The sequence below is a fragment of the Streptomyces sp. PA03-1a genome, assembly GCF_033792805.1.
GTDB lineage: Bacteria > Actinomycetota > Actinomycetes > Streptomycetales > Streptomycetaceae > Actinacidiphila.
The window spans coordinates 1-7,158 of record NZ_JARAVO010000347.1 but is presented as its reverse complement, the minus strand read 5'-3'; the positions used below and the strand labels follow the sequence as shown (position 1 = coordinate 7,158).

At 74.6% G+C, this 7,158-nt stretch carries 13 protein-coding genes; 8 read left to right on the top strand and 5 right to left on the bottom strand.

What is annotated here, in order from left to right; all coding sequences use genetic code 11:
* The first annotated feature begins 117 nt into the window (after positions 1-117).
* Both PV341_RS42385 and PV341_RS42380 read left to right on the top strand, forming a co-directional pair.
* Positions 118-495 (top strand): hypothetical protein, encoded by a 378-nt coding sequence (locus PV341_RS42385; protein WP_500360651.1) that lies wholly within the window; start codon positions 118-120, stop codon positions 493-495.
* A gap of 77 nt (positions 496-572) precedes the next feature.
* Complete coding sequence (locus PV341_RS42380) at positions 573-1,124, top strand: hypothetical protein (protein ID WP_500331557.1); 552 nt, start codon at positions 573-575, stop codon at positions 1,122-1,124.
* A 61-nt stretch (positions 1,125-1,185) separates the two neighbouring features.
* Here PV341_RS42380 and PV341_RS42375 read toward each other — a convergent pair whose 3' ends face one another.
* Entirely contained in the window at positions 1,186-1,581 is a 396-nt protein-coding gene (locus tag PV341_RS42375; protein WP_500331577.1) for a nuclear transport factor 2 family protein, read from the bottom strand.
* Positions 1,582-1,839: 258 nt separating this feature from the next.
* Here PV341_RS42375 and PV341_RS42370 point away from each other — a divergent pair, with 258 nt between their 5' ends.
* Together PV341_RS42370 and PV341_RS42365 are read left to right on the top strand one after the other, a co-directional pair.
* Positions 1,840-3,198 (top strand): transaminase, encoded by a 1,359-nt coding sequence (locus tag PV341_RS42370; protein WP_500360650.1) that lies wholly within the window; start codon positions 1,840-1,842, stop codon positions 3,196-3,198.
* Between the two features lie 5 nt (positions 3,199-3,203).
* On the top strand, positions 3,204-3,644 hold the full coding sequence (locus PV341_RS42365; protein WP_500331560.1) for an Lrp/AsnC family transcriptional regulator: 441 nt from the start codon (positions 3,204-3,206) through the stop codon (positions 3,642-3,644).
* Between the two features lie 13 nt (positions 3,645-3,657).
* On the opposite strand, the gene PV341_RS42360 is transcribed toward PV341_RS42365, so the two are convergent.
* Positions 3,658-3,879 carry a S1 domain-containing protein gene (locus PV341_RS42360; RefSeq protein ID WP_499512378.1) on the bottom strand — a complete coding sequence of 74 codons (222 nt, stop codon included), beginning with the start codon at positions 3,877-3,879 and terminating at the stop codon, positions 3,658-3,660.
* 150 nt (positions 3,880-4,029) lie between these two features.
* On the opposite strand from PV341_RS42360, the gene PV341_RS42355 reads away from it, so the two are divergent.
* The 3 genes from PV341_RS42355 to PV341_RS42345 all read left to right on the top strand — a co-directional run bounded on the left by PV341_RS42355 (position 4,030) and on the right by PV341_RS42345 (position 5,830).
* The gene (locus tag PV341_RS42355; protein ID WP_500360649.1) at positions 4,030-4,437 is read left to right on the top strand and encodes a hypothetical protein; all 408 of its coding nucleotides are present in this window, start codon (positions 4,030-4,032) and stop codon (positions 4,435-4,437) included.
* 62 nt (positions 4,438-4,499) lie between these two features.
* Complete coding sequence (locus tag PV341_RS42350; protein ID WP_500331564.1) at positions 4,500-5,084, top strand: RNA polymerase sigma factor; 585 nt, start codon at positions 4,500-4,502, stop codon at positions 5,082-5,084.
* A gap of 11 nt (positions 5,085-5,095) precedes the next feature.
* Positions 5,096-5,830, top strand: a complete 735-nt coding sequence (locus tag PV341_RS42345; RefSeq protein WP_500331565.1) for a hypothetical protein — start codon at positions 5,096-5,098, stop codon at positions 5,828-5,830.
* A gap of 22 nt (positions 5,831-5,852) precedes the next feature.
* On the opposite strand, the gene PV341_RS42340 is transcribed toward PV341_RS42345, so the two are convergent.
* Positions 5,853-6,152 (bottom strand): hypothetical protein, encoded by a 300-nt coding sequence (locus PV341_RS42340; RefSeq protein ID WP_500331567.1) that lies wholly within the window; start codon positions 6,150-6,152, stop codon positions 5,853-5,855.
* 6 nt (positions 6,153-6,158) lie between these two features.
* On the opposite strand from PV341_RS42340, the gene PV341_RS42335 reads away from it, so the two are divergent.
* The gene (locus PV341_RS42335) at positions 6,159-6,281 is read left to right on the top strand and encodes a hypothetical protein (protein ID WP_499512371.1); all 123 of its coding nucleotides are present in this window, start codon (positions 6,159-6,161) and stop codon (positions 6,279-6,281) included.
* Positions 6,282-6,390: 109 nt separating this feature from the next.
* On the opposite strand, the gene PV341_RS42330 is transcribed toward PV341_RS42335, so the two are convergent.
* Both PV341_RS42330 and PV341_RS42325 read right to left on the bottom strand, forming a co-directional pair.
* The gene (locus PV341_RS42330) at positions 6,391-6,861 is read right to left on the bottom strand and encodes a hypothetical protein (RefSeq protein ID WP_500360648.1); all 471 of its coding nucleotides are present in this window, start codon (positions 6,859-6,861) and stop codon (positions 6,391-6,393) included.
* 78 nt (positions 6,862-6,939) lie between these two features.
* The gene (locus tag PV341_RS42325; protein WP_500331570.1) at positions 6,940-7,074 is read right to left on the bottom strand and encodes a hypothetical protein; all 135 of its coding nucleotides are present in this window, start codon (positions 7,072-7,074) and stop codon (positions 6,940-6,942) included.
* Positions 7,075-7,158: the final 84 nt, after the last annotated feature.

The window sequence follows — 7,158 nt, the reverse complement described above, 5'->3', positions numbered from 1 at the left end:
TGTGGTGTGGGGGCTCGGAGTTTGGAATAGAGGACAGGGTCAATGGGCAGCGGCGCGGGGTAGGGTGTGATGGACGGCATCGTGGCGTGCCCGCGGGCGCACGCCACGATGCCGTCCATGACAACTCAGCCCGCGCCGCTGCGCCTTGACCCGCTCGGCCGCGACCAGCACGGGGAGAACGCCGCCCTGCGCGCCCTCGGCCCGGTCGCGCGCGTCGAGCTCCCCGGTGCTGTCCCCGCCTGGGCGGTCACGCGCCACGACCTGCTGCAGGAAACTGCCGGCGGATCCGCGCACGGCCAAGGACCCCCGCCACTGGCGCGCCCTCGCCGAGGGCGAGGTCCCCGAGGGCTGGCCGCTGATCACCTTCGTCACATGCCGGGCATGATGACCTCCGGCGGCCCCGACCACCGGCGGTTGCGGGGCCTGGTCGCCCAGGCCTTCACCCCGCGCCGGGTCGCCGCGCTGCGGCCGCGCGTCGAGGCGCTCGCCGCGTAACTGCTCGACGGCCTCGCCGCCGCCCTCGCCGGGGCGGGCCCGCGGACCTGCGCGCCCACTTCGCCTACCCGCTGCCGATGCGGGTCGTCTGCGAACTGCTCGGGCTGCCCCGGGAGCGGCACGACGAGTGCCACCGGCTCTCTCGTTCACTGGTGAGCAGCGCCACCGGGCCGCAGGACGTCGTCGCCGACCAGCGTGCGCTGTACGTACGGGCGCTGCTCGACCACCCCGGGCAGCTGGACCTCGTCCGGCCGGGCCGGGCGAGCTGGAGCGCGGTCGCCGAGGAGACCCTGCGCCGGGACTCGCCCGTGGGCCAGTTCCCGCTGCGCTCCGCGGTCGCAGACATCCCGGTCGGGGACACCGTCATCCCCCGGGGCGACGCCTTCCTCGCCTCCTGCGCCGCATCCGGACGCGCGATCCGGAGCGGCACGGCCCCGACGCCGACCGCTTCGACGTCACCCGCCCCGCCGGCCGCCACCTCACCTTCGGGTATTGGCCGCACCACTGCCTGGGCGCCGCGCCGGCCCGCCTGGAGGCGGAGATCGCGCTGCCCGCGCTGTTCGCACGCTTCCCGGCCCTGCGGGCGGCCGTCGCGCGCGGAGAGCCGGAGCCGTTGCGGTCGATGGTGAGCAACAGCGTGCAGGTCTTCCCCGTCACCGCGTGGGACCGGGCCCCGGGGCGCCTGCCCGCTCAGGACCAGAAGCGGTTGGCGGCGTCGAGGTCGCCCACGCACTCGTCCAGGTCCGTGATCCGGTCGCCGACGATGCGGAACACGATGCCGCCCGGCTGGTCGAGGTAGCCGCCCCCGCGCTCGGCCGTGAGGTGGTGGAGGGACATCGCGTGGCCCCGGCCGTCAACGAGCACCTGCCGCAACTGGACCCGCATGCTGCCGTCGGTCTCCTCGGCGAGCCTGCGGTAGTAGCCGATGATCTCGTCCCGGCCCTTGTAGTGACCGGCGAGCGGATGGTCGCCGGGGGAGTGGTGGGCCGCGTCCCCGGCCAGCAGTCCGGCCAGTGCGTCCATGTCGCCCCGGGTGAGCGCCGCGTACACCTTGTGGACCAGCATGGCGTGCGGGTGTCCCGCCATGGCCATCGCCGCCTTTCCCTGCAGTCCGTCCACCGACCGACACCAGCCACCCTGGCACCGGTCCCCGGCGGGCGCACCCGCTACGGCCGTGACGGATCTCCGGCCGGGCCGCCGGCTCCGCCCGGCAGGTGCGTGTGGCCCTCGCGCTGACCGTCGGATGGAGATTCGATAGCTCGCACGATCGAATCTGGCGCCGGGGGATGGATTGACAATGGAATCACGCGTATGGTCGGAGCCGTCCGTCGCCGAGGAGGCCCCATGTCCGTCGACCGCACCCGCCTGAAGGAACTGCTCGTCCGGGAGACCGCCGAGGCCGCCGCCCGCAACCCGAAGTCACGGGCCGCGTACGAGGCGGCCGACCACCTCTTCGGCCGGGTGCCGATGACCTGGATGAACAAGAACGCGGGAGCCTTCCCCCGGTACCTCGCCGGTGCCCGCGGCGCCCGTGTGACCGACATCGACGGCCACGAGTACGTCGACTTCTGCCTCGGCGACACCGGCGCCATGGCCGGGCACTCCCCGGAGCCCGTCGCCGCCGCGATCGAGCGCCGCTACCGCGAGCAGGGCGGCGCCACGGCGATGCTCCCCACCGAGGACGCCGAGTGGGTCGGCGCCGAACTGGCCCGCCGCTTCGGGCTGCCCCGCTGGTCGTACTCGCTGACGGCCACGGACGCCAACCGCTGGGCGATCCGGCTCGCCCGGGCCGTCACCGGACGGCAGAAGATCCTCTTCAACAGCTACTGCTACCACGGCAGCGTCGACGAGTCCCTGATCGTCACCGGCCCCGGCGGGCGCGGCGGGGCGAGCCGCCCCGGCAACGTCGGAGCGCCCTGCGACGTCACGCTGACCAGCCGTGTCGCGGAGTTCAACGACCTGGAGGGCCTGGAACGGGAGCTCGCCCACGGGGACGTGGCCGCCGTCCTGATGGAGCCCGCCCTCACCAACATCGGGATCGTGCTGCCCGAGCCCGGCTACCTGGCGGGCGTCCGCGAGATCACCCGCCGGCACGGCGTCCTGCTGATCAACGACGAGACCCACACCTTCTCCGCGGGGCCGGGCGGCGCCACCGCCGCCTGGAACCTCGACCCCGACATCCTCACCATCGGCAAGGCCATCGCCGGCGGCGTACCGGCCGGTGCCTACGGCCTCTCCACCGACCTCGCCGACCGCCTGCTGTCCCGCGGCGACCTCGACCTGGTCGACATGGGCGGCGTCGGCGGCACCCTCGCGGGCAACGCCCTGTCCGTCGCCGCCATGCGTGCCACCCTCGAACACGTCCTCACCGACGAGGCGTTCACCGGCATGTCCGCCCTCGCCGCCCGCTTCGAGCGGGGCGTCGCCGACGCCGTCGCCGCGCACGGCCTGCCCTGGTCCGTCAGCCGCCTCGGCGCCCGTACGGAATACCGCTTCGCCGCACCGGCGCCGCGCGACGGCACCGAGTCGGCGGCCGTCTCCGACCCCGAGCTGGAGGACTTCCTGCACCTGTGGCTGGCCAACCGCGGCATCCTCATGACGCCGTTCCACAACATGGCCCTGATGTGCCCGGCCACCACCGAGGCCGACGTCGACACCCACACCGCCCTCTTCGCCGGTGCGCTGGCCGAACTGGCAGGCTGAGCCCCGTGGACGACATCGACCGCGCCATCCTCCGTGAACTCCAGACCGACGGCCGCATCCCCTACGCGGACCTCGGCCCGAAGGTCGGGCTCTCCCCGTCCGCCGCCCGCCAGCGACTGCAGCGGCTCATCGACGGCAAGGTCGTGCAGGTCGTGGGCGTCACCGACCCCATGGCCATGGGCGGGCAGGCGATGGCGCTCCTCGGCGTCCGCGTGGACGGCGACCCGCGCGCGGTCGCGGACACGCTCGCCGCCCGGGACGAGGTCGTCTACGCGGTCCTCACCGCCGGGCCCTACGCCCTCTTCGCCGAGGTCGTCTGCCCGGGGCCGTCCGACCTGCTGGACTTCGTCAACGACGTCGTCAGGGCCGTCGAAGGGGTCGCGGGGGTGGACACCTTCCCGTACTTCGGCATCCACACCCACCGCTTCCTGTGGGACGTGGGCTGACCCGCGGGTCCGCTCAGCCCTTCGGGACGACCCGCAGGGCGCGGTAGTCGTACCCGTCCTGCGCGAATCCGGGCGCCTCCCACTCCAGGGCCACCGACTGGCCGGCGGACAGGGTGCGGAAGCCGTTCATCTCGATGTCGCTGTAGTGGGCGAAGCACCCCCCGGGCGTCTCGGGGCAGTCCAGCACGCCCCAGCCCTCTTCCTCGTACCACTCGCGTACGGTCGCGTTCGCCATGCCCGCAGCCTAAGCGCGTCCGCGCCACGGGGCCCCGTCGCCTCCGCCGCCCGGTGTAACGCTTTCGCGGCGCGCCGCGCCCCACTCAGTAGCCACACGCGTCACACGCGGACGGGGACGACGGAGCGAAGGGGCACGATGAAGCAGGACGTGAGCAATCCACCGGCGACGGTTCTGGGTCCTCGTCTCGCCGCGGATGTCGTGTCCATGGCCAGGGAGGGCTCCCGCGTCAGGCTCGACTACTCCCCGGCCAGCCTCGGCCTGGTCGACCGCGTCATCGAGGCGATCCGCGGCGAGCAGCCGCCCCTCCAGGCCGTCACCCCCACGCTCCGCGGCTTCGGCGGCTACACGGGCGAGGTGCTGGTCCGCACGGCCGGAGCGACCTGGGTGGACTTCGACGAGGAGCAGCGGGGTACATTCGGCCAGCCGTTCGGTATCCGGACGCCCGACGGAAGGGTGTGGAATCCGCTGGGCAAGGCCGTCAAGCGCTACGAGAACGGGCCGGTGGACAGCCTGCGCCTCTTCTGCCTCTCCGTGGCGGGCCGGGCCGAGGGGTGACGCCCGCCGCGCCGCGGCGCGGCAGACGGCGGCACGGGGCCGACGAGCACAAAGAGGACGCAGTGGGGAAGGCGGAGGTCCGCCGGCGCGGCCGGATGGGCGAGGAGGAACTGGGCGACGCGGTCCGGCGGGCCCGCGCCGGCGACGAGACGGCGTTCGGCGCCCTCTACCGGGAGGTCCATCCGATGCTCCTGGGCTACCTGCACGGCCTGGTCGGCGACGACGCCGAGGACGTGGCCTCCGAGACCTGGCACGACGTCGTACGGGACCTGCGCGGCTTCCGCGGCGGCGGCCAGGCCTTCCGGGGCTGGGCCGCCACCATTGCCCGGCACCGGGCCCTGGACCACCTCCGCCGGGCCAGGGCCCGGCCGCGCACCGCGCCCCTGGAGGAACGCACGGCCGAGCCCTCGACCCTCGAGGACGCCGGAGGCACCGCCCTGGAGAACCTGTCCACGCGGCGCGCGCTCGAACTGATCGCGGCCCTGCCGCAGGACCAGGCCGAGGCCGTGCTGCTGCGGGTCGTGGTCGGGCTCAACGCCCCCGCCGCGGCCAAGGTCCTCGGCAAACGCCCGGGAGCGGTGCGGACGGCCGCCCACCGGGGCCTGAAACGCCTCGCGGAGCGCCTCGACGGCGCCATGGAGAAGTGACGGACTGACGGATGAGGAACAGCCGAGCACACGACGACCGGATGGACGCGGCCCTGGCCGAGCGCCTCCTCGACGCGGACCGCAGCGCGGCCGGCGACGGCCCGGCGGACGCCCTCGCACGCCTGCTCACGGCCGCCGCGGCACCGCTGCCGGGCGACCCCGAACGTGAGCGCGCCGCGCTGGCGGCCTTCCGGGAGGCCCGGTCCGCCACGAGCGGCGGCCACGGCCGGAGGCGGGCCCGCCGCGACCGGTCCGCCCGGCGCACCAGGGCGGCGCTCGGCGGACTCGCCGCGGCCTTCGCCCTCGGCGGAGTGGCCGTGGCCGCGCAGACCGTCTCGCTCCCCGGCCCCTTCCACCCGGGCACGGCCGGACCCCGGCCGGTGTCGCCCGCGCCGTCCTCCGCTCCCGCGGGCCCGGGCGGCGGCACGCGCACCGCGTCCCCGCACGGCACCACCGTCACGCCCACGGCCCCGCTCACGACCCCACCCGTCCCGTCACGCGGCCCGCACGCCTCGGTGCCCCCGCTCGCCGCGCCCACGGACGCCGGGCTGAAGGGGCTGTGCCGGACATACGCCAAGGCGGCGGAGCACCACAAGAGCGTCAACGCCTCGACCCTGGCCCGGCTGGAACGCGCGGCCGGCGACGCCGCCGCCGTGCCCGCCTACTGCGCCCGGCTCACCGGCGCTCCCGAGGTCACGGCTCCGCCGGTCCGCCCTCAGACCCCGGAGGGGAGCCTCCGCCGCTGACCGTGCAGGGCCCGACGGGCCCTCAGCCCCACACCGAGCGGACGCCGTTGACCAGGTTGACGACCGTCCCCAGCACCAGGAACCAGCCGAAGCAGAGGTAGACCCGCCCCACGGTCCGGTCGCCCCGCACCGGCGAGGACACCGGACCGGGCGCCGGAGCGGATTCCACGCGCACCGGCTCGTCGGGGGCGAGCAGGCCCCGCGCCGCGCGGCGCCACACGCGGCCCGCCCGTATGAGCACGATCGCCACGAGGCAGCAGAACGCAGCCGTCTGGAAGTAGGTGCCAGGTGATGCCAATTGCGCCGAGGCGTAGCTCTGCATGAACGCGTGACCTTCCAGGATTCCGGACGCGCCGGACCGCACACCGGCCTGCCCGTACCGACGGGCGAGGCGGTCGAGGACGGCCCGGCCGGCGATCTCGGCGGAGAGCCGTACGCGGCCATCTTGTGATGATCCGGAACGCAGGTCAACACCCTCCGGCCGCCCGAAGAAAGGCGGACCGCACGGCGGAGCGGAAAGCGAGGAATCGCCCTATCCGCACACCCCCTCCAGGAATCGGTCAGAGGCAGGCGACGTAGTACAGGGTGTGGCCCGCCGCCCGCGCCCGCCGGGCCAGTCCGACGAACAGCCGCGCGCACTCCTCGGCCTCCTGACGGTCCCCGAAGCGGACCTCCTCGATACCCTCCCAGCGCTCGGCGATCCCCGGCAGGGCCTCGTCGCCGACGGCCGCGAGCGTGTCCCGCCAGTCCTCCGGTATCTCCTCGATCAGCAGCCCCGGCTCCGCGTGCCACTGCGCCGGATCGGGCCACACCGGCTCGGGTCCTTCGTCCCCGGCCTCGAAACCGGTTCCCCGCGCGTAGGCGACCAGTTGCCCGAGCACGACGACCGGATCCAGGCTCTTCATCTCGAACCAGTCGGCGCCGGCCTCGTCGAGCCGCGACCAGGGATATCCGCGCCGGTCCGGCCCGACCGCCCAGTCGATCGCCGTGCCGCGGTCGGTGGTGTGGAAGTAGCCGTACCGCACGCCCATCGCGCACCCCCCTGCCGAGTCCTTGTGCCACCACGACCAGTGGAGCAGACGCCACTGACAACCGGCCCGGTCAGCCGATCAGACGGTCAGCCCGAACGCCGCCCGCGCCTCGGCCTCGGGGTCGGTCAGCTGCGAACCGGCGTCGGCCATGAGGCGCCGGGCCCCGGCGGCACCCCCGGCGGAGAAATTCGCCCCGGGTCCATGCGGTGGCATTCCCGTCCGGCTCCCACGCGGCGGCGCCCACCCGGGCGGGCGCCGCCGCGTGGGAGCCGGACGGGAATGCCACCGCATGGACCC